Genomic DNA, 20,137 nt, shown 5'->3' with positions numbered 1-20,137 from the left:
CAGTCCTTGTAGGTTCAGGTGCCAGTTAAGCCTTGGGTTTATTGGCCCAGTTGTACTCGCAGTAATTTCTTGTCGATCTTGCCCAGCGTGGTCTTGGGCAACGACGGGACCAGATGAACCTGATCCGGCACTTTGAAGGCCGCTATGCCTTGCTGGCGAACGAACGACTTGAGGGCGCTGGCAGTCAGCTGCGCGCCGGGCGCCAATACGACCACGGCGCACGACACCTCACCCAGGTACTCGTCCGGCAGCCCGATGATCCCGGCCTCCAGAACGCCTGGATGAGCAAGCAGATAACCTTCTATTTCTTCTGCGGCGATTTTTTCGCCGCCGCGGTTCACTTGGTCCTTGATGCGGCCGGTGACCACCAGGTAGCCGTCATCGCGGAACACCACGACATCCCCTGTGCGGTAGAAACCATCTGGCGTGAAGGCCCTGGCGTTGTGTTCCGGCGCGTTCAGGTAGCCGCGGATGGTGTAGGGGCCGCGTACCAGCAATTGCCCGGCGACCCCATTGGCCACGGGCTCATCGTTTTCGTCGACGATCAGGATTTCATCGCCACTGCTGATCGGGCGTCCCTGGGTATGCAACACGTGCTCCTCGGTGTCACCCACTGCCGTGTAGCAAACCAGGCCTTCGGACATGCCATAGACCTGCTGCAGCTGGCAGTCGAACGAGGTGGCAAGCCGCTCGGCGACGTCATCGCTCAGGCGCGCGCCTCCGACCTGCAGCAACTGCAGGCTGGACAGGTCATGGTCGCGGGAGGCATGCAGCCAGGCCTGGGCCAGGCTTGGAACCACCGACGTCAGTGTCACGCGCTCGCGCTCTATCAGGGCAAAGGCGGCTGAACCGCTGGGGTCCGAGGTCATGACGACGCGCCCGCCGGCGTACAGCACGCCGAGAAAGCCCGGCGAACTGAGCGTGAAGTTGTGCCCGGCAGGCAGCACGCACAGGTACACGCTGTCGCTGTCCAGTTGGCAGATCCGGGCGCTGGCCTTGAAGCTGTAAAGGTAGTCGTCATGGCGGCGCAGGATGAGTTTGGGCAGTGCCGTGCTGCCGCCGGACAAGGTGATAAGCGCAGGCTCGCGCGAACTGCGCTGCGGCCAGGCGGCGGTGCGTCCGTACAGGTTGGCGAACGGGACGAACCCTTCGGCATCACCGACCACGATGACCTGCTTGATCGACGCAATCTGCTGCGTGAGCTCGGTTGCGATACGCCGGTAATCGAAACCCAGCGCCTGGTCCTTGATCACGTAGGCGATCGCACCTGAAATCTCAAAGATGTGCGTGATTTCGTTCAGGCGATCCGAGGGCAACGCAAACACCGGAATCGCGCCAAGGCGAAACAGGCCGAAGATGGTTTCGATGAACTCCAGGGAGTTCGGCAATTGCACAACCACTCGGTCACCGGCCTTCACACCGAGGGTGGCGAAGCCGTCGGCAATGCGGTCGGCATTGCTGTCCAGTTGCGAATAGCTCAGGTTCCGATCGCCGTCGGTAACGGCTACCCGCTGCGGGGCGAGCAGTGCGTGGCGGGTGAGGATGGCGCCGAGGGTTTCCCCGGTCCACCAGCCACTGGCGCGGTAGCGAGACTCGAACGCTTCGGGCCAGTAAGGTGCATCGAGCCCTTCGGTCGGTGCAGGAGGACTGATGAGCGCCTCATGGTCGTGGGCTTGTGTGCGGGCCAGGCATTCGCTGTGACTGGCCGGGCCGAACAGGGCAGTCCAGCCTGCCGGCGTGGGCGCAAACTCAGGCCACAAGGAAAGCTGGCGGGCATCGTTGGCGAGCAGGCTGAAACGGCCCTCGACATCATCGAACGGGTTATGAAACGCGCGCAGGGCACGGGGCGCACGCACGGGTACAACCGGGTTGAGGTGCTTATAGTTCGCCAGCAACACCTGCGCCAACGGTTCGGCAAGATCGGTCACGAAATAATGCCCGCCGCCTTCGATCACTGACAGCGTGACGTCCGAGGAGTACATCTGCCAATCCGTGTAGCGCTCCTCATAGTCGGGCGTGAGCGGGTCCATGTCGCCGACGATTACATGAATGGGGGCTTGCAGCGTTTGCCGGTTCAGCGCTTCCTCGGCGAAGAAGCGCGCCGTCTGGGTAGCGTCATGCTTGGTCATGCGCGCGATGCTTGCCATGCTGGCATCGTCGAGGACTTCCTTGAATCCGCCGATCTGCTGCAGGAAATCAATAATGTTTTCGCCGCTCTGGTCGGCAACCCTGGCCTGCACGTCGACCGGGTCCTGATCCAGCAGCATACCGCCAATCACCAGGGCCTTGAGGTCGGCGCCGGCCTGTTCGAGGCGGCGTGCGATTTCGATGGCGGTGGCGTTACCGGCGCAGTGCCCGTAGACGATAATCGGCCCGCTCAACGTGGCGAGGATTTCCTGGGTCGCGGCATCAGCGACGACTTCCAGCGCTTGCATGCCTTCGTCCGGGCGCATGATGTCGTGCCCCGGCAAGTTCACCGAGACACAGTTGAAGACACTCGACAGCTGGTTGACCAGGTTACGGTAGGCAAACGCATTGCCGCCGGCAAATGGAACGCAGACCAGATTCAAGCGCTCTTTCTTTGCGCTCTTGTCGAACGCATGCAGCCAGTTGACCGCGCCTTGCGCCTCGTTGTCTTGATGATCGCGCAGGTAGTCAGCGTTGGCCCGGGGGGTGGGGTGGTCGAACAGTTCGGTGACCGGCAGTCCCAGGTCCCGGCAGATCCGAATGGCTTTGATTGAATCGCCGCCGATATCGAAGAAGTTGTCATCGATGCCGAGGGTGTCTATCTCCAGTTGCTCACTCCAGGCGGCCAGCACTCGCTCGTCCAACTCATCGCGTGGCGCTTCGACCTGGCGTGCGCCCGACAGGGCAATGGTCGGCAGGGCCTTGCGATCAACCTTGCCGCTCAAGGTGACGGGCAGGCGCTCTTGCACGCCGATGGCGCCGGGTACCATGTAGGACGGTAACCGCTCGCGCAGGTAGTCGCGCACCTGTGCGGTGTCGATATCCTCGCAACGGCAGGTGGCTTTGGGGACGACGTGCGCCACCAGCTTGGGATCGCCCGAGGCGTCGGTCACCACCAATGCAATGGCGTCGGACAACAGCGGGTGGCCACGCAGTTGGGTTTCGATTTCGCCCAATTCAATGCGATAACCGCGGACCTTGACCTGCTGGTCGGCCCGCCCGATGTATTCCAGTACGCCACCCTCCTGCAATGCCGCCACGTCACCGCTGCGGTACATGCGCTCACCGGGGGCACCGAAAGGGTCGGCCACAAAGCGCGTGGCATCCAGGTCCTGGCGATTGAGGTAACCACGGGCGAGGCCTGCGCCCCGTACGTACATCTCGCCATAACCGCCCACGGGTACCGGACGCAGCGCGTCATCCAGAACCTTGATGTCCAGGTCATCGTAGACCGTGCCGATCAGGCTGCCCTGGTTGGTCTGCACCTGTTCCAGCGTGACGAACTGGTACGTCGCGTTGATGGTCGTTTCGGTGATGCCGTACAGGTTAAGCAAGCGCGTCCGGCTGTGACCGTAGTGTTCGAACCAGGGTTTGAGCCGGCTCAAGTCCAGCGCTTCGCCGCCAAAGCACTGGTAGCGCAGATTCAGTCGAGCGGCCAGCGCTGGCTGATCGGCCTGGGCCTCCATGAAACGGTAGAACGCAGAGGGGATCTGGCCGAATACCGTCACCTGCTCCTGCACCACCAGTTCCAGCAGTTTTTCCGGGTCGCGGGTCGTGTCCACCGGTACCAGCACCAGGCGGCCGCCATGCGCGAATGCGCCCCACATTTCCCACACGGAAGCGTCGAAGATGTAGCCGTGACAGGCCGTCCACACGTCGCTGCTGCGGTAATCAAACCAGTGATGGGTGTTTTCGAACAGACGCACGACGTTGTGGTGGGTGATGCACACGCCTTTGGGTTTGCCCGTCGAACCTGAGGTGTAGATGATGTAGGCCAGGTCGTTGGCGCGAGGGCCCGATTGCAGGTTGTCGATCGATTGCTGTTGCACCGCATCCATGCACGATGGGGTGTCGATCACCATGACCTTCACGTCGCTGCCCGAGACCAGCGCCTGGCTGGACTGGTCGCAGATCACCAGTGTCGGGCAGGTGTCCTCAAGGATGGTGGTGATGCGTTCGGCGGGTGCATCCGGGTCCAGTGGCACGTAATGCGCGCCGGCCTTCAACACGCCAAGGATGCACACAAAGGTTTGGACCGAGCGCGCCAATAGCAGCGCGACCGGTTGGGGGCTGGTTTGCCCGGTCTGGTCCTGGATCAAATGGGCAAGACGGTTGGCGCGTTGGTTCAGCGCCTGATAGGTGAGGTGTTCGCCGTTGAAGGTCAGGGCGATGGCGTCCGGAGTCGCGTCGACGGCGCGCTCAAAGCGTTCGACCAGGGTCTGCGCCAGCGTATGCGCCTGGTTGACCGGGCTGAAGCAGGCATTGCCTTGGGCGTAGCCCGGGTCTGTTGCATCGTAGGCGTCCAACTGCCCCAATGGCGTGTCGCTGGCCGCGGCGAAACGTTCGACAAAGTCGATGAACCGTTGCACGTGCCGTTCAAGGGCAGCGCGGCTGTACAGCGCCGGGTTGGCCATGGCAATGATGTTCAGCGTTTTATCGTCGGCCGGGGTTTGGATCAGCAGCGAGAGATCATCGGCCGGGCCTGCGCTGAGCACATTGACCTCGCCGGGAACGCCATCGAACGACAGCTTTGCGGAGAAGAAATCGATGTTGATTTGCGGTCCGGTCAGGCGTCGGTTGTCCCCCAGCAGGTTGCAATCGCGGCGGATGTCTTCGGCCCGATAGCGCTGATGAGGGCGCATGCGGTCCAACTGTGCCTGCACGCTGGCGACCAGTTGCTCAACGCTTTGGCCGGGTTTGATGTCCAGGCGCAGCGGCAGCACATTGGCCAGGGTGCAGGGCACGTTGATTGCGCCCGTGGCGAAGCGGTTCATCATGGGTACGCCAACGGTCACCTGTCGGTAACCCGTGCTACGCCCGACAAACGCGCCAAAGGCCGCCAACAGCACGTTGACCCATTGCGAATCCATGGCCTCGGCGCGTTCGCGCAAGCTGGCCATGATGGATTCGTCCAGCACCCGGCGATGTTGGATGGCCTGGTAGGACGGCTGAGCGACATCACTGTTGAGGCTGGCCACTTCGGCCATGTCCTGGCAGTGCTGCTGCCAGAATGCACGGTCCTGTGCAAAGGCCGGCGATGCGCGCCAGGCCTGCTCGTTCTCCAGCACCTGCCGAACACTGCCGAAAGGCGATGGCGAGCAGAGGTCCGGGGCTTGCCCGTAGAGGTCGGCAACGCGTTTGAACAGCATGGAGAGCGCAACGCCATCCATGACGATATGGTGGGTTTTGAAGTACCAATAGTTGACGTTGGGCGCCACCTGTAGCAGCGCGCTGGAGAAGATCGGGCCGCTCGTCAGGTCAGTGGGACGGGCCAGGTCGCTCTCCATCCAGCTGCGCGCTTGCTCGGCATCCACTGCAAGCACGTTGAGCTCGACGGCCACTTGGGCGAGGATGGTCTGGGTCAGCGCGCCGCCCTGAGTCTCGTCTTCATGAAAGCGCGCACGTAGTGCTTCGATGTCGTCCACCGCCCGCTGCAGGGCGTGCTGAAGTCGCTGGGGATCGATATCGCCGCTCATTTCGATATAGCTGGCAACGTTGTAGGCAGGGCTTTGCGGATCGAATTGATGCCCCATCCAGATCGACTGTTGGGCAGATGTCAAAGCAGTGGTGAATGAGGCTGACATGCCAGTTTAACTCCGGTCGGAAATGGTAAATGCAAGAGAGGTCATGCCTTGGGCAAGTGCTGCTGGCCTTTCACCGCGTCGAAAAAACGCTCGCACAAATAGCTGCGCTTGGACGGGTCGACTTGAGCGTCGATCAGTACCGGTCTGTCCATGTTCAAGGCTTCTTCCAGGTGCTGGCGCAGTTCGCGGCCCGTGGTGGCGGTGAACGCCTGGACTTGCAGGAATTGCCCGGCTGCCGAGAAGCTCATGGGCATCTGTTCGGTCAGCGCGATATCTGCCGCATCCGAGGAAAGCGAGGCCCAGCGTTGGTTGTTGAGCACAATCACGATAGGACTCAGGCCGAATTTGGCGGCTCGCATCAGCTCGTTGCCGGTCATATGAAACGCACCATCGCCCACCAGCACGATAGGCCGCTTGCCTGTACCCAATTGGTAGCCCATGGCGCCCGGCACGGCGATCCCCATGCTCATGTACAGCGGCGAGGTCAGAACGTCGGCAGGGAACATGCCCAGGGACATGAAGAACACGTCGCCGCAGTCGACCACCAGCTGGGTATCCGGTTGGGTGACGAAATGACGGTTGAGCTCGTTGATGATGTCGAAGGGCGTCAACGGGCTTTCTTCTGAGGGGTAGAGGCTGGCCGGCGTCGGTACGATGAAGTCCTTTTGCGTCTCAGTCAGTGGTGCCAGCGGTGTCTTGGCGTTGTGGATCACATCGCTGAAGGCAATCAGGAACTCGGCGGTGGAGGCGTTGAAGTGCTGACGCCCGACGCTGATCTTGCCGTCATCGGCGTGGATCAAGCGGCCTTTGGCGATATGACTGGCGATGCCCATGTTGACGTCTGAGTTGGGTTCGCCGATGAGCATCAGTACATCGCATTTGGCCAACAGCTCACGGGTAACCCGAGAGGGTGACGCAGGCCCGGCATAGATGCCGCGGTAGTTGGGGTGCGAAACGGGGATGCCGCCTCGGGACATCGGCGTGGCCACCCACGGCATGGCCAGGCGCTCGCAGACGCGCATGGCCAGGTCCGTCAGCCCGCGCCGCTTGAGATCAAGGCCGGGCACGAACACCGGATCCCGGGCTTTGCGCACCAGCGCGTAAGCCAGCTCCGCGGCCTGGCGAGCGGCCTGGCTATAGCGCGTCGAGGGTTCCAACGGCACCCGACGGGCAGGGCTGTAGCGCACCCGCGCCTGGAACAGGTCTCGGGGGATTTCGATATACACCGGCCTGGAGTGAAGCACCGCCAAGGCCACGGCTTCGCGCAGTTGCTCCAGCACCTGGTGCGGGTCCGTCACACAGACCTGGTGCACCGTAATCTCCTTCATGATGCGATATTGGGTCTGGTGATCCACGATCGTGTGGTGCAGGAATAACGGCGCCTGGCGCTCACGGGTACCTGGAGAGCCGGAAAACACCAGCAACGGCACGCGCTCTACATAGGCTTGGGCAATGGCGTTGGTAGCGTTCAGCACGCCGACGCCGTAGGTGAAGCACACGGCGCCGGGCACCCCTTTGCCGACGGCATAACCCAACGCCGCCAGTGTGGTGCCGTACTCATGGGACATCGTCCTGAGTGCGAGCCCCGGCGTGGTCAACAGCTCACGCGACAGCTGCATGGTGAAGTCACCGGGAATGCAAAACAGGTCATCGATCCCGCTTTCTACCAACACGCGACCCACCAGGTCGCCCAGACTGACCTCCTCGGAGGTCAGGTTGATGTGCGTGGAGGGGAGGTTGGTCATCGTTGGGCTCCCTGATACACCGCCGCCAGTAACTCCTCATCCAGGTAGTTATCGAAGGAGTAGGCCAATGGCGCGAGGGGGAAGGCCTGGAGGAATTCCTTGATCTGTTGCGCGACCTTGGCCGGTTCGGTTTTCTTGAAGTACAGGTCGGCGATGAAGCGTGCGACCACTTCGAAATCTTTTTCTTTCATGCCACGGCGTGTCATCGCCTGAACACCCAGGCGGATGCCATGCACGCCCGGTTTGCCGGGAATTTCGATATTGGTGGAGCGAATGCCGCCGGCATGCAGGCTGTTGACGCACAGGTCCAGGGCTTTTTGCAGATCACCCACGGCAAAGTGCACTTGGTGGGTCTGGGTGAAACCGAACGACTCACCGGTCACATCCAGCCCCAACTCATGCAGGTGACGGGCCAGAGTCTTGGCATTACTGACGATCTGCGCGGCATAGTCCCGACCGAAGAGTTCCATCTCCTTGAATGCCACCCACATTGGCGGCAGTTGTTCGGCGTGGCAGTTGCTCTGCAAATGCGGGCAGACCCATAGCGAGGTGTCTACCAGCAGGGGATGCTGAGCCGACTTGAAGCCGATATAGCCTTTTTGCGGGCCGGGGATCGTCTTGTGCGTGTTGCCATGGACGATGTCGGCGCCACAACTGAGGGGAGAATCGAACACGCCCCCCATGATCAGGCCGCCGTCGTGGCTCATGTCATACGTCAGGGTGCAGGAGTCGGGCAGCACGCTGCGGATCTCGGCCAGCGGCTGCCAGCGCAGCTTGAATGATTGATCGAGAATGACGATACGGATATGCGGGTTGCGCCGGACCATCTCATCGAGTTTGGCGACGTCAATCAGCAGGCTGGTCGGGTTCACCGGCAGGTGGAAAATCTCGATCCCCATTTTCTGCGCCAGGCTCTCCAGCGCAAAGTGGCCGCCGTCGCGGTGAGCAAAATGGACAAAGCCTTCACCCGGTTTGCACGCCGCGAGCATCAGAGCCTGCTCGGCTGTCGAGCCGCCGTTCGGGCGCCAGTCGAAGGCCTGCGCGCCAATCAGTGTTTTACCCAGGTCACGCACTTGATCGGCGATGGCATTCATGTGACCCGGTTCCGGGAAATGCCACTCGCCTGCGGGTACTTCAAAGGGAAACGAGCAATGGTAGAACGCACCGGCTGTAGAGCCGGATGTCAGGCGCACCAGGGCGCTGGGATAGTTTTCGTTCGCCGTGAGGCTCAGGCTGTCCTCACGGTACTGGTGGTCCTTGCCCAGGGTTGAGCTCAACCAATCGACGATCTGGGCGGTTTGTTGTTTGACATTGCTCATTGGGTTTTCTCTGCGCTTGAGGTGAAGGCGGATGGGCTGGCTTCGTAAAGCGACTCGCGGGGGCCGCCAATCACGTCGTATTCGATCTGGCAGGCTTCATCGATGATCAGCCCGTAGAGTTGCTCGATCAGGGATTCGCGGATGTGGTGCCGGCGACCCCTGGCCTTGCAACGCTCGACGACCTGGACCACGCGGTTGGGCTGCATGACCGCGGTCTGGTGATCTTTTTTGCTTTGCGCTACCTCTCGAATGAGGCTCAGGCGCTGGCCGAGCAAGTCCACCAGTTGATCGTCGATGTGGTCGATACGTTGGCGGTAGTCGGCCAGGCTTTCAGGTGCCCCTTCAATCGCTTTGGGCGCCTGGTCAAGCTGCTCAAACAGGTGGCGACTGGTATTTTCGAGCCCCGGATTCAGTGGCTTCAGCGCGTTCCTCAGCATCGCCATCGACACGTGGTAATCCAGGCGTGAGCCGCTATTGACCCTGTCATCAAGCTTGCCCAGCTGCGCCAGCATGCGACTGCGTATTTCCTGGGAGTAGGGGTTGTTCGACTGGATTTCCCAGTACACATCGGGATGGTTTTTAGTCATGCGCGCCAGCAGCGCGAGCATGACCTTGAAGGGGGGCGGGGCCAGTTCGAACAAGTTCTCCAGAGGGGCGGCGGACTCCGCCAGCGTCAAACCCATTCCCATGACCAACGCGTGGCCAAGGGTCTGCAGGTATGCCATCGTCCGATCATGCTCGCTGGCGGTCATCTGGAAAACATTCGCTGGCCAGCTGTGCAACCACTCGACAAGCCGGGCCACTGCGTCGCCGTCGCCATCGCGGTAGGTCACCACGGCCACAGGCCTGCCGGCAGGATCCAGGTCGCCGGAAAACATCGGGTTGATGCCGACCATGGGTTGCGCTACATCCAGCGTCGCGACGAAGTCGGCGAATTCGCTCTTGATCGACAGGGTGTCGACGATCAGGCAATCGGAGCGTAAAGAGGGCAACAGCTGCGGCAGCGCTTCGCTCAGGACGTTCTGGGCCAGCGCCAACACGAGGATTTGAGCATCACCCAGTCGCTGCTTCATTTCATTGCCGGGACGCAAGACATCGCCCTGGATAACCGTGTGGGGCTGCGCCGATTGATCATCGACGGCAATATCAATACCGGTGACGCTGTACCCGGCAATGCTCAGTTGATTGGCCAGTAGCTGGCCGATTGAGCCGAGTATGCCGACGACAACGGCATGGCGATGCGGGGAGGAAAGGCTCATACCGATGTGCTCCTCAATTGTGTGACGGCCTCGACAACACCGCTGGCCTTGACCATGGTCTCGATGTATTCGCCCAGCGGGTCAGAGAGCGAGGTAATTGCGCCGCCGACGCCGAAGCGGGCGACCTGGGCGTCGACGGTGATGGAGCGAATCATGATGTTGAGATCGCAGGCGCCGCCCAGGCCAAACCAGCCGAGCGAGCCGGAATAGGCGCCACGTGGGCCCTCTTCGAGGCGGTCGATGATTTCCATCGTGCGTTTCTTCGGCGCGCCGGTCATCGAGCCACCCGGAAACGTCGCCCGTACACAGTCAACCGCGCTGAGTGATGGTTTGAGCTGCCCGCTGATGGTCGAGACCAGTTGGTGCACGTGGGAGTAGGTTTCGACCGCAAACAGCGCTGGCACCCTTACCGAACCAATGGTGCAGACCTGCCCCAGGTCGTTGCGCAACAGGTCGACGATCATCAGGTTTTCTGCCCGGTCTTTTTCGTCACCGCGCATCTGTTCGATCAGTTCCTGATCTTCCTCGGCGCACCGCCCGCGCGGCCGGGTGCCTTTGATCGGCTTGGCTTCCACTTGGTGGTGACGGTCGATTTTCAGAAAGCGTTCCGGTGACGAACTGATGATCTGAAAGTCGGGGATCGAAAAATAACCGGCGTGAGGAGCGGGCGTCAGCTCGCGCATTACGCAATAAAGGTCGAAGGATGAGTCGGCGAACGCAAACTCGATCAAGTTGGTCAGGCAGACCTCATAGGTCTCACCGTCAATGATCTCGCGCTGGGCCTCGTTGATCTTGTCGATATAGCGCTGCTTGGAGTGCCGTATGCAGGCGTGCTCTTGTATCCACGCCTCAACCTGAGGCAGTGACAGCTTGCGTTGACGACTGACAGGCTCCGCCACCTGGGGTTGCTCGCGCAGTCGCGCCTGGACCTGATCGAACCACTGCGCCGCATCCTGCCGGTCTTCGTCATGTTCAACCAGGTACAGCAGGTAACAGCGCTGCTCGGCGTGGTCGAAAGCAATCATCCGGGTTGCCAGGATGAATGCTGCATCGTGTGAGTGGGATGCGTAAGCCTGAGCGCCGAGGGTTTCGCACTTGAGTTCGTAGCCCAGCAGGCCGACGTACCCGAGGTTGAAGTCAAATGGCAGCCACTGCGGCTGCTCGCAGTGGAAATGGTTGAGGCGCGCGGCCATCAACTCAAGAAAGTCCGACGTCGGCTCCCGGGTAACGCCGTCGCTGCGCTCAACGCGCACGCTGCGGGAGGAGGTGTCGTAGGTGATCGTTTCAGCAAGGCGGCCATGGGAATCGCCCATAAAGGAGAAACGCGAAAAACCTGGTTTCACCACGCTGCTTTCGAGAAAGAAATGACGCGGCGAAGCAAGAAACTCGCTGCGAAATACACGCAATGGATCGGGGTTGTAATCAAGCGCTCTGACTTCGACATCAAAGGTCGTCATTGCCCACTCCTGATAGTTGTGATGCCGGCATCCGGCAGGTTTAGCGGGGTAGACGCTCGAGCTTGTGCCGATGCGCGATGTCTCGAAAGTTGCGCAGCAGGTCGAGCCCGGAGTCGGTACAGATGGATTCGGGATGGAACTGGATGCCGTAGAGCGGTCGTTCGGTATGGCGGATACCGTGGATCATGCCGTTTTCATCCCAGGCGCTGAGTTCGAAGGGCCCCTTGAGCGCCTTCACCACGAGGGAGTGATAACGAACCACCGGCATATCCACGGGCAGGCCTTTGAACACGCCTTCATTGTTGTGGCGTATATGCCTGACCCTGCCGTGCATGGGTTCCGGCGCATGGTCCACATCCATGCCATGCACGTGCGCCATGCACTGATGCCCGAGGCAAACCCCCAGCAGAGGCACATGCGCGTCGCGGATCATGTCTTCACTGATCCCCACGTCTTGCCGGCGCTTGGGTGTGCCCGGGCCTGGAGATACGATGATGCAGTCGTAGCGGCCCAAGTCGATATCGTGGGGCGACGCATCATTGGTAAAGACATCAGGTTCTTCCCCCGTTACTTGCCCCATATATTGATAGAGGTTGTAGGTGAAAGAATCGAAGTTATCGATGATCAAAGTCTTGAACATGGGGCCGGCTCTCGTTTCTTAACGCTCAAGTCGTGACATAGTTGCGATCTGAAAAAGCATCTTTAACGCTGTCCAGTTCTAATACGCCGATCTGGTTGAGCAGTCGGTAGATACGTTGCAATATCGATTTTTTCATGCGTGCCTGATCCGTCGAGAAGTGCGGATCGGATTCATGAATCACTTGTTCTGCCTGCGCCTCGGTCAAACCGCAATGAGCGAGTATCTTGCGTTCGAAACCACGGCTGAGATCGGCCCCGAGAAAATCATCCAGGTAGGCCGGTAGCATTAAACCGAAGTGTTCTTGTGTTGCGCGAGGCAGTTGTGGCCAGCGCTCTTTCATCAAGTCCGCGAAAAATCGAGAATGGCGGCCTTCATCGCGTACATGGTCCATCATCAATGTGGTAAACGACTGGGCCAGTTCCCGCTCACGGCCCAAGTTGGCAACTTCATCGGTCAAGACGTTCTCGGCGAGTGTCACGGCCAACAGTTGGAAGTCCATGCGCATACTTTCCGGCAGGCTGGCATAGGCGCGCGCGGTGGCATCAAGTTTGCGATTGGTTTGCGGCACTTCCAGGGGGTCAATGGCGCTCTTTTTCTTCATCTGAATGATGTAGTCAAGCGCAACATGAGCATGGTAGCCCTCGTCAACGATCACCGTCAGCGCCTGCAGTTTGGCTGCATCACTGATGTCTTTAATATTGTTATGAAGCATGTCCAGACAGCACTGGATGACGAATTTTGTTTCCAGTAAGCCGACGCCGTACAAAAACTGATAAGCCGCCTGGGTCAAGATATACGAGCGTACCTGCGGGCCCAGCTCCAGCACCAAGGGGTGCTCGCAGATAGAGCAGCGCGCCACTGGATAAATAAGCTGTTCGCTGCTGTAGTCGGGCACGAGAATGCGTGGTGTTGAACGTACGGTCGCCTTGGCGTACCAGGTGTCGGTAATTTTATTGAGCAATTGAGATTCAGGCATGACGGCCCTCCAGGGGTTGAGACACGAGGCGCGAACAGCGTCGCGGTCGACGGTGGTGTGTCTGTCAGCTAATAAAAAAGGGGTGAATCACGCGACTGTTATCCACGATGCGAAAATCTTCTTTCCGTCGGAGTGCGTGACTTTTCCGGCACGGCTGGCATGAATGCCGACATTGCGCAGCAACCGTTCAACGCCCAGGGGCGACACCGTAATTAACTTGTTTGCGCCCTGGCCGGCGGCGCTCGCCAGGGTTTCGCGCATCAAGTCGATGGCGATATCGGAAGAAAACTGAGACGCCGCTTTTTTATTTCGCACGTCGAAATCCATTGCGGCGAAGCGCGACAATTCCAGGACAGTTTCCGAATTCGGCGGTGTTTCGCCGCTTAACAACTCGGGAAACACTTCGCTCAATAAATAGGGGCGGGTGGTGCTGAGTAACCGGGCAGTGCCGATGATGTGATCATCGTCATTCCGAGCAACCACATAGACGGTGTCGTCACGATCGAATTGATCGTATTCGAGACCGTCGGTGCAATTCAGCTTCCAACCCAGGTGTTCAACGAACACTTTGTGACGATAGTGTCCTATCGCGGTCATTACAGCGGGCGGCAATGTGGATGATGTTCCGGTAATGAAGTGCACTTTTTATCACCTGGCGAGAGTCTGCCGGGCAATTAGATATAAAAATGGGTCGCGGGCCACCTACCATAAATCGTAGGTTGCCCGACTGGGCACCGCGTGCTAGTTTCGTACATGCCATGATTCTGGCACTCGACAGCGCTATATTATTGACGCGCTGAGTATTCGATCACTCATTCACACAAGTAAACCGAGCATGGCCGCACGCACGACGGCAGCGGTTTTATTGCAGGTTTTTAGCTTGAGAATGGCATTTTTAATATGAAAGTCTATGGTGTTTTTAGACACGGTAAGAATGTCTGAAATCTCGCCTGCTGATTTTCCATCGGCGGTCCATTTGAGTACTTCCAATTCACGAAACGTCAGGTTGGGGTCTTGTTCTTTTCGATGACGATGGGTGATGGCTCTCGACAGCGAAGAATGAGCAATGGACACCAGCCAGACAAGTTTGCTTTGAATATCCGCCAGTTCTGATGGGCTCAGTGGCTGTGCGCACCTGGACACGCTGAGCATACCGCCGGCGCCAACAAGATCGATGTGCGACTGCGACCAGCCTACTTTAATGCCATGAGCATTTGCTTCCTCCCACAGTTCAGGGGCGAGACTGAAACTTGACGCACTCCAGACCAGTGGATCCTGCGTGCGACGCCCGTGCAGGACCGCAGGATCACTCTTGACGTAGTGAGCCGCGCTGTAGCGGGCTCTCCAGGCATCAGGGTAGTTGTCGAGAATAATGACCTTGGGGGCGGTCAGTGGCAAAGGCAGTTGCAGGCCATAAGCGCAGTGGTCAAAGCCGAGTTGCTGCGCAGTGGCGGTAATTTTTTTGAAAATACTTTGTTCACATATGTCGAACTCGAAAATGTTCCACATATCGCCTTTCCATGTATTCATCAGACCTCCTTGTCTCTCTGCCTCAACGGCAAGTCACGTTTCAGGGACTGTGCCTGGCTCCGCGTTACCTGATGAAGGTGCCGGGAGCGGCGTCCCATCCTTATTTTTTTCAGCCGCGCCTGAATGAAGCAGATCTGACCTGACATTCATGCAGCCTTGCATGCAGCCTTGAAATGTTTAGAAACATCGCGGCGAAGATACTATCAACGGGCTGTGGGCACTAGTGAAACTATAGAGTCAGGCAAGTGACGCGGCCGGCGTAGGCTCACGTGTGTTTGTAGCCGACGGGCAGGCCTGCGTGCGCCAGATTAGGCTTTTGAATCCATTCGATATTCTGTAGCCTTGCGCAGCTTCAGCTTTACCCGTGCTTGATGAACACACACTTCGTCCGGCGGCGCCCGAAGGGCTCCAGAGCCGGTGGTACACTCGACTTTCGCGCTACTGCGCCTGCAGGTCTTGCGAACATGACCCATATTTCCGAACGCCTACTGGTTCAAGCCCATCTGGACGCCAAGCAGCCCAAGGCCCTCAGCGCCGATGAAGAGGCGAGCCTGCGGGCTGCCATTGCCGCCGAGCTCAAAGCGCAAGACGCGGTGCTGGTCGCCCACTTCTACTGCGACCCGGTGATTCAGGCCCTGGCCGAAGAGACCGGCGGCTGTGTGTCCGACTCCCTGGAAATGGCGCGCTTCGGCGCCGCTCATCCGGCCAGGACCGTGCTGGTGGCCGGGGTGCGGTTCATGGGCGAAACCGCGAAAATCCTTACCCCCGAAAAACGTATCCTGATGCCGACCCTGGAAGCCACCTGCTCCCTGGACCTGGGGTGCCCGGTGGATGAGTTCTCCGCGTTCTGTGACCAGCACCCCGAGCGCACGGTGGTGGTCTACGCCAATACCTCGGCGGCAGTCAAAGCCCGTGCCGATTGGGTGGTGACGTCCAGTTGCGCGCTGGAGATCGTCGAAAGCCTGATGGACAACGGCGAGACGATTATCTGGGGGCCGGACAAACACCTGGGCACTTACATCCAGCGTCAGACCGGCGCCGACATGCTGCTGTGGGACGGTGCCTGCATCGTCCACGAAGAGTTCAAATCCAAGCAGCTCGAAGACATGAAGGCGCTGTATCCGGAGGCCGCAATCCTGGTCCACCCGGAATCGCCGACTTCGGTGATCGAACTGGCGGACGCCGTCGGTTCCACCAGCCAGTTGATTGCGGCGGCGCAGCGCCTGCCGAACAAGACGTTCATCGTCGCCACCGACCGCGGCATCTTCTACAAGATGCAGCAGCTGTGCCCGGACAAGGTCTTCATCGAAGCACCTACCGCCGGTAACGGTGCCGCGTGCCGCAGCTGCGCGCATTGCCCGTGGATGGCGATGAATACGCTGGAGCGTACATTGCAGTGCTTGCGCGAGGGCACTAACGAGGTATTCGTCGAGCCTTCGGTGATCCCGCAGGCGGTGCGGCCGCTCAAGCGCATGCTCGACTTCACCCAGGCTGCACGCCTCAAGCTCGCCGGCAACGCCTGACTCAAGGCTGCCCGGGTAAAAACTGTGGGAGGGGGCTTGCTCCCGATAGCGGTGGATCAGTCAATATATCGGGTGACTGGCACACCGCCATCGGGGGCAAGCCCCCTCCCACATTTGGATCTGCGCTATCTTGTGGTTACTTCTTTTGCTTGGGGATACGCACCAGTTGCGTGTTCGAATAGATGTCATGCCAACTACGCTTTTGCTTGTCGAACAGCGACCAGATAAACCCCAGCCCCACGCACAACCACGACGCAATCGACACCACAAAGCGCAGCAGTGCCTGCCACAGGCTGATACGCGTGCCGTCGGCGTTTTGCACGCGCACGCCCCATACCTGCATGCCCAGGGTTTGCCCGGAATGGGTCCAGAACTTGGCGAAGAAACCGAACAGCACAAATAGCAGAATCGTCGACAGCAGCGGGTCACCGTCCAGTGCACCGGATTCGGTAAGTGTGCGCATCTTCGCCTCACCCACAAAGGCGATCCACACCAGCTTGTAGATAAACGCGGTGACGATCAGCAGCGCGGTGCACAACAGGAAATCATAGAACATCGCTGCCAGGCGGCGGCCCAGGCCAACAGCGGGGAACTCGCCTTGGGGGCGCAACAGGGGGGTGGACATGGCAGGGCTCTCGGCTGAAAACGTGCAGTTTACGCAATGGCGCCCATAAAAAAGCCCCTGATGTCATATCAGGGGCTTTTTGTCGCAGGAAGGATCAGCCTTCTGCTTGGACTTCGTCAGCCTGCAGGCCTTTTTGGCCCTGCACTGAGACGAAGGTAACCTTTTGGCCTTCCTTCAGGCTTTTGAAGCCGTTGCCCTGGATAGCGCGGAAATGCACGAACAGATCCGGACCGCTTTCTGGAGTGATAAAACCAAAGCCTTTTTCGTCATTGAACCACTTGACGGTACCGCTCTGACGTGTCGACATTTCTTCTTTCCTTTGACGCTAAAAATTAATGACAGCCTCTTTCACATGAAAGAGTACTGGGCTGGGTTGCAGGAAAGTAAGAGACGTCGAACGGGTTGTAGCACAACTACTTCAGCTACTGCCCAGGTCCAGGTTCCAAGCGACCCATGCAAACACAGTGGGCAAACTCTACGCCAACTAATATGAAAAAAACAAGCCCTGCCAGAAAGCCCGATTTTGCTCGGGTTGATGACAATTGGGTGAATAAAGTGGCGCCAGCTTATTCGATAGGCGTGCTCACTTGTTATAGGGCACGCCCTATAACAATGACTATCGCTTGTGCACTGTTATATGGCGGCTGCGTTACAGTTTAGTGCACGTAACGCAACCGCGTTACTTATGGAAACGCTCCATCAGCCACGGAAGTAACGTTGCGGGACAAATGGCATTTTACTTACACGTAATGGCACCTTTTTCCCACGCACCAGCGCAGACACTTCGGTATCCAGTGCGGCAAATGCGCTGTCCAGGTAACCCATCGCCAGCGGTCCGCCCAAGGTTGGACCAAAACCACCGCTGCACACGCTGCCGATCACCGTACCCTGTGCGTCGACGATTTCCGCGCCTTCACGCACCGGAGTGCGTTCCTGGGGCAACAAGCCTACGCGTTTGCGGCTCACGCCGGTTTGCTGCTGGGTGAAGATCCGGTCTGCACCGGGGAAGCCGCCGGCACGCGCGCCATCGGCACGGCGCGCCTTGGAGACCGCCCATAGCAAGCTGGCTTCGATTGGCGTGGTCTCGGTATTCATGTCATGACCGTACAGGCACAGGCCGGCTTCCAGGCGCAGGGAGTCGCGAGCGCCCAGGCCGATCGCCTGCACTTCGACTTCGGCCAGCAGGCTGCGGGCCAGGCGCTCGGCATTTTCGGCCGGTACGGAAATTTCGAAGCCGTCTTCACCGGTGTAGCCGGAGCGGCTGACGTAGCAGTCCACACCCAGCAAGCGCAGGGAGGCAAACTGCATGAAGGTCATTTTGGTGACGTGCGGTGCCAGGCGCGCCAGCACCTTCACCGCCGCCGGGCCTTGCAGGGCCAGCAGCGCGCGTTCTTCGAACAGCGGCTCGATGCTGCACTGGTCGCCGATGTGTTGACGCAGGTGCGCCAGGTCCTGGTCTTTGCAGGCGGCGTTGACCACCAGGAACAGTTCGTCGTTGCCCAGGTTGGCCACCATCAGGTCGTCGAGGATACCGCCCTGCTCGTTGGTGAACATTGCGTAGCGCTGCATGCCCACCGGCAGGTCAATAATGTCGACCGGCACCAGGGTTTCCAGGGCCTTGGCGGCATTGGCGCCGGTCAGGCGGATCTGGCCCATGTGCGACACATCGAACAAGCCGGCCTGTTCACGGGTGTGCAGGTGCTCTTTCATCACGCCCAGCGGGTATTGCACCGGCATGTCGTAGCCGGCGAAGGGCACCATGCGCGCGCCCAGTTCAAGGTGCAGGGCGTGCAACGGGGTTTTCAACAGGGTTTCGGTGGACATGTTCAGCTCCTGAAAAAACGTGCTGGCGCGCTTGTAGGCGTCAGCACTCGATAATGTTGACTGCCAAACCGCCACGGGCGGTTTCCTTGTATTTGCTTTTCATGTCGGCGCCGGTCTGGCGCATGGTGCGGATCACTTTGTCGAGGGAAACAAAGTGCTGCCCGTCGCCGCGCAAGGCCATGCGCACAGCGTTGATCGCCTTGACCGAGCCCATCGCATTGCGCTCGATGCACGGCACCTGCACCAGCCCGCCGATGGGGTCGCAGGTCAGGCCAAGGTTGTGTTCCATGCCGATCTCGGCGGCGTTTTCCACTTGTGACACGCTGCCGCCCAACACTTCGCAGAGTGCGCCGGCGGCCATGGAACAGGCCACGCCGACCTCGCCCTGGCAACCGACTTCGGCGCCGGAGATCGAGGCGTTTTCCTTGTACAGAATGCCAATGGCAGCGGCGGTGAGCAGGAAGCGCACCACGCCGTCTTCGTTGGCGCCGGGGATAAAGCGCATGTAGTAATGCAGCACGGCCGGAATGATCCCGGCCGCACCGTTGGTGGGCGCGGTGACGACACGCCCGCCGTTGGCGTTTTCTTCGTTGACCGCCAGCGCATACAGGTTGACCCAGTCAAGTACCGACAGTGGGTCGCGCAGCGCGGATTCCGGGTGCTTGCACAGTTGACGATGCAGGGCCGCGGCACGACGCTTGACCTTCAAGCCGCCCGGCAAAATCCCTTCGTTGCGACAACCCGCATCCACGCAGTCCTGCATGACCTGCCAGATATTCAGCAGGCCGGCGCGGGTTTGCGCTTCCGGGCGCCAGGCGCTTTCATTGGTCAGCATCACCTGGCTGATGGACAGCCCGTAAGTGCTGCAATGGCCGAGCAAGTCCTTGGCATGTTTGAACGGGAAGGTCAGGGGCGTGGCGTCTTCGACAATGCGGTCGGCTCCGGCGGCATCTTCATCCACTACAAAGCCGCCGCCGACCGAGTAGTACTCGCGGCTGCGGACCTGGATACCGGCCGTATCGAAGGCACGAAAGATCATGCCGTTGGGATGGTAGGCGAGGGGTTTGCGAATCATCGCCAGGTGTTCTTTCTCGTTGAACGCAATGCTGTGTTCGCCGAGCAGGTTGAGGCGGCCGTCGCTGCGCATCTGCGCCAGGCGTGAGGCCACGGTTTCGGTGTTCACGGTGTCCGGGTGCTCGCCTTCCAGGCCCAGCAACACGGCCTTGTCGCTGCCGTGGCCTTTGCCGGTGGCGCCGAGGGAGCCATAGAGTTCCACCTTGATGCGGTGGGTGGCATTGAGCAGCGCATCACGCTTGAGGCCTTCGACGAAGCGCGCGGCGGCACGCATCGGGCCGACGGTGTGGGAGCTGGAGGGGCCGATGCCGATTTTGAACAGGTCGAACACGCTTAAAGACATGAGTTGTTCTCCGGTTTCTTATTATTGAGGGGGTCAAAAGGTGGGAGGGGG

General features: G+C 59.8%; 14 protein-coding genes. 1 reads left to right on the top strand and 13 read right to left on the bottom strand.

Annotated elements, in window-relative coordinates:
• Positions 1 to 38: 38 nt before the first annotated feature.
• From PspCFBP13528_RS19560 to PspCFBP13528_RS19520, 9 genes are all read right to left on the bottom strand, one after another.
• Positions 39 to 5,771 (bottom strand): non-ribosomal peptide synthetase, encoded by a 5,733-nt coding sequence (locus tag PspCFBP13528_RS19560; protein WP_137201282.1) that lies wholly within the window; start codon positions 5,769 to 5,771, stop codon positions 39 to 41.
• Positions 5,772 to 5,812: 41 nt separating this feature from the next.
• Positions 5,813 to 7,516 carry a thiamine pyrophosphate-binding protein gene (locus PspCFBP13528_RS19555; RefSeq protein WP_065949344.1) on the bottom strand — a complete coding sequence of 568 codons (1,704 nt, stop codon included), beginning with the start codon at positions 7,514 to 7,516 and terminating at the stop codon, positions 5,813 to 5,815.
• Complete coding sequence (locus PspCFBP13528_RS19550; protein ID WP_065949345.1) at positions 7,513 to 8,835, bottom strand: hypothetical protein; 1,323 nt, start codon at positions 8,833 to 8,835, stop codon at positions 7,513 to 7,515. The genes PspCFBP13528_RS19555 and PspCFBP13528_RS19550 overlap by 4 nt, the downstream gene beginning before the upstream one ends.
• A complete protein-coding gene (locus PspCFBP13528_RS19545; RefSeq protein WP_137201281.1) occupies positions 8,832 to 10,094 on the bottom strand; it encodes a chorismate mutase in 1,263 nt (420 codons plus the stop codon). The genes PspCFBP13528_RS19550 and PspCFBP13528_RS19545 overlap by 4 nt, the downstream gene beginning before the upstream one ends.
• Positions 10,091 to 11,551 (bottom strand): aminodeoxychorismate synthase component I, encoded by a 1,461-nt coding sequence (pabB, locus tag PspCFBP13528_RS19540; protein ID WP_137201280.1) that lies wholly within the window; start codon positions 11,549 to 11,551, stop codon positions 10,091 to 10,093. The genes PspCFBP13528_RS19545 and pabB overlap by 4 nt, the downstream gene beginning before the upstream one ends.
• A gap of 40 nt (positions 11,552 to 11,591) precedes the next feature.
• On the bottom strand, positions 11,592 to 12,191 hold the full coding sequence (locus PspCFBP13528_RS19535; RefSeq protein WP_083216665.1) for an aminodeoxychorismate/anthranilate synthase component II: 600 nt from the start codon (positions 12,189 to 12,191) through the stop codon (positions 11,592 to 11,594).
• A 25-nt stretch (positions 12,192 to 12,216) separates the two neighbouring features.
• Positions 12,217 to 13,167 (bottom strand): diiron oxygenase, encoded by a 951-nt coding sequence (locus PspCFBP13528_RS19530; RefSeq protein WP_101219943.1) that lies wholly within the window; start codon positions 13,165 to 13,167, stop codon positions 12,217 to 12,219.
• Positions 13,168 to 13,254: 87 nt separating this feature from the next.
• Positions 13,255 to 13,809: an acyl-homoserine-lactone synthase gene (locus PspCFBP13528_RS19525; protein ID WP_232790547.1), complete on the bottom strand. Its 555-nt coding sequence runs from the start codon at positions 13,807 to 13,809 to the stop codon at positions 13,255 to 13,257.
• A 174-nt stretch (positions 13,810 to 13,983) separates the two neighbouring features.
• Positions 13,984 to 14,697: an autoinducer binding domain-containing protein gene (locus PspCFBP13528_RS19520; protein ID WP_137201279.1), complete on the bottom strand. Its 714-nt coding sequence runs from the start codon at positions 14,695 to 14,697 to the stop codon at positions 13,984 to 13,986.
• Between the two features lie 464 nt (positions 14,698 to 15,161).
• Here PspCFBP13528_RS19520 and nadA point away from each other — a divergent pair, with 464 nt between their 5' ends.
• Complete coding sequence (gene nadA / locus PspCFBP13528_RS19515) at positions 15,162 to 16,220, top strand: quinolinate synthase NadA (protein WP_065949350.1); 1,059 nt, start codon at positions 15,162 to 15,164, stop codon at positions 16,218 to 16,220.
• 136 nt (positions 16,221 to 16,356) lie between these two features.
• Here the strand turns inward: nadA and PspCFBP13528_RS19510 are convergent, their stop codons facing one another.
• From PspCFBP13528_RS19510 to PspCFBP13528_RS19495, 4 genes are all read right to left on the bottom strand, one after another.
• On the bottom strand, positions 16,357 to 16,845 hold the full coding sequence (locus PspCFBP13528_RS19510) for an RDD family protein (protein ID WP_065949351.1): 489 nt from the start codon (positions 16,843 to 16,845) through the stop codon (positions 16,357 to 16,359).
• Positions 16,846 to 16,939: 94 nt separating this feature from the next.
• Positions 16,940 to 17,152, bottom strand: coding sequence for a cold-shock protein (locus PspCFBP13528_RS19505; protein ID WP_065949352.1), 213 nt, complete (start codon positions 17,150 to 17,152; stop codon positions 16,940 to 16,942).
• Positions 17,153 to 17,544: 392 nt separating this feature from the next.
• Positions 17,545 to 18,669 (bottom strand): glycine cleavage system aminomethyltransferase GcvT, encoded by a 1,125-nt coding sequence (gene gcvT / locus PspCFBP13528_RS19500; protein WP_137201278.1) that lies wholly within the window; start codon positions 18,667 to 18,669, stop codon positions 17,545 to 17,547.
• Positions 18,670 to 18,709: 40 nt separating this feature from the next.
• Positions 18,710 to 20,086, bottom strand: coding sequence for an L-serine ammonia-lyase (locus tag PspCFBP13528_RS19495; protein WP_137201277.1), 1,377 nt, complete (start codon positions 20,084 to 20,086; stop codon positions 18,710 to 18,712).
• Positions 20,087 to 20,137 lie beyond the last annotated feature (51 nt).

It is taken from the genome of Pseudomonas sp. CFBP13528, from assembly GCF_005233615.1.
Taxonomy (GTDB): domain Bacteria; phylum Pseudomonadota; class Gammaproteobacteria; order Pseudomonadales; family Pseudomonadaceae; genus Aquipseudomonas; species Aquipseudomonas fluorescens_AM.
This window is presented reverse-complemented; position numbering and strand designations above follow the sequence as displayed.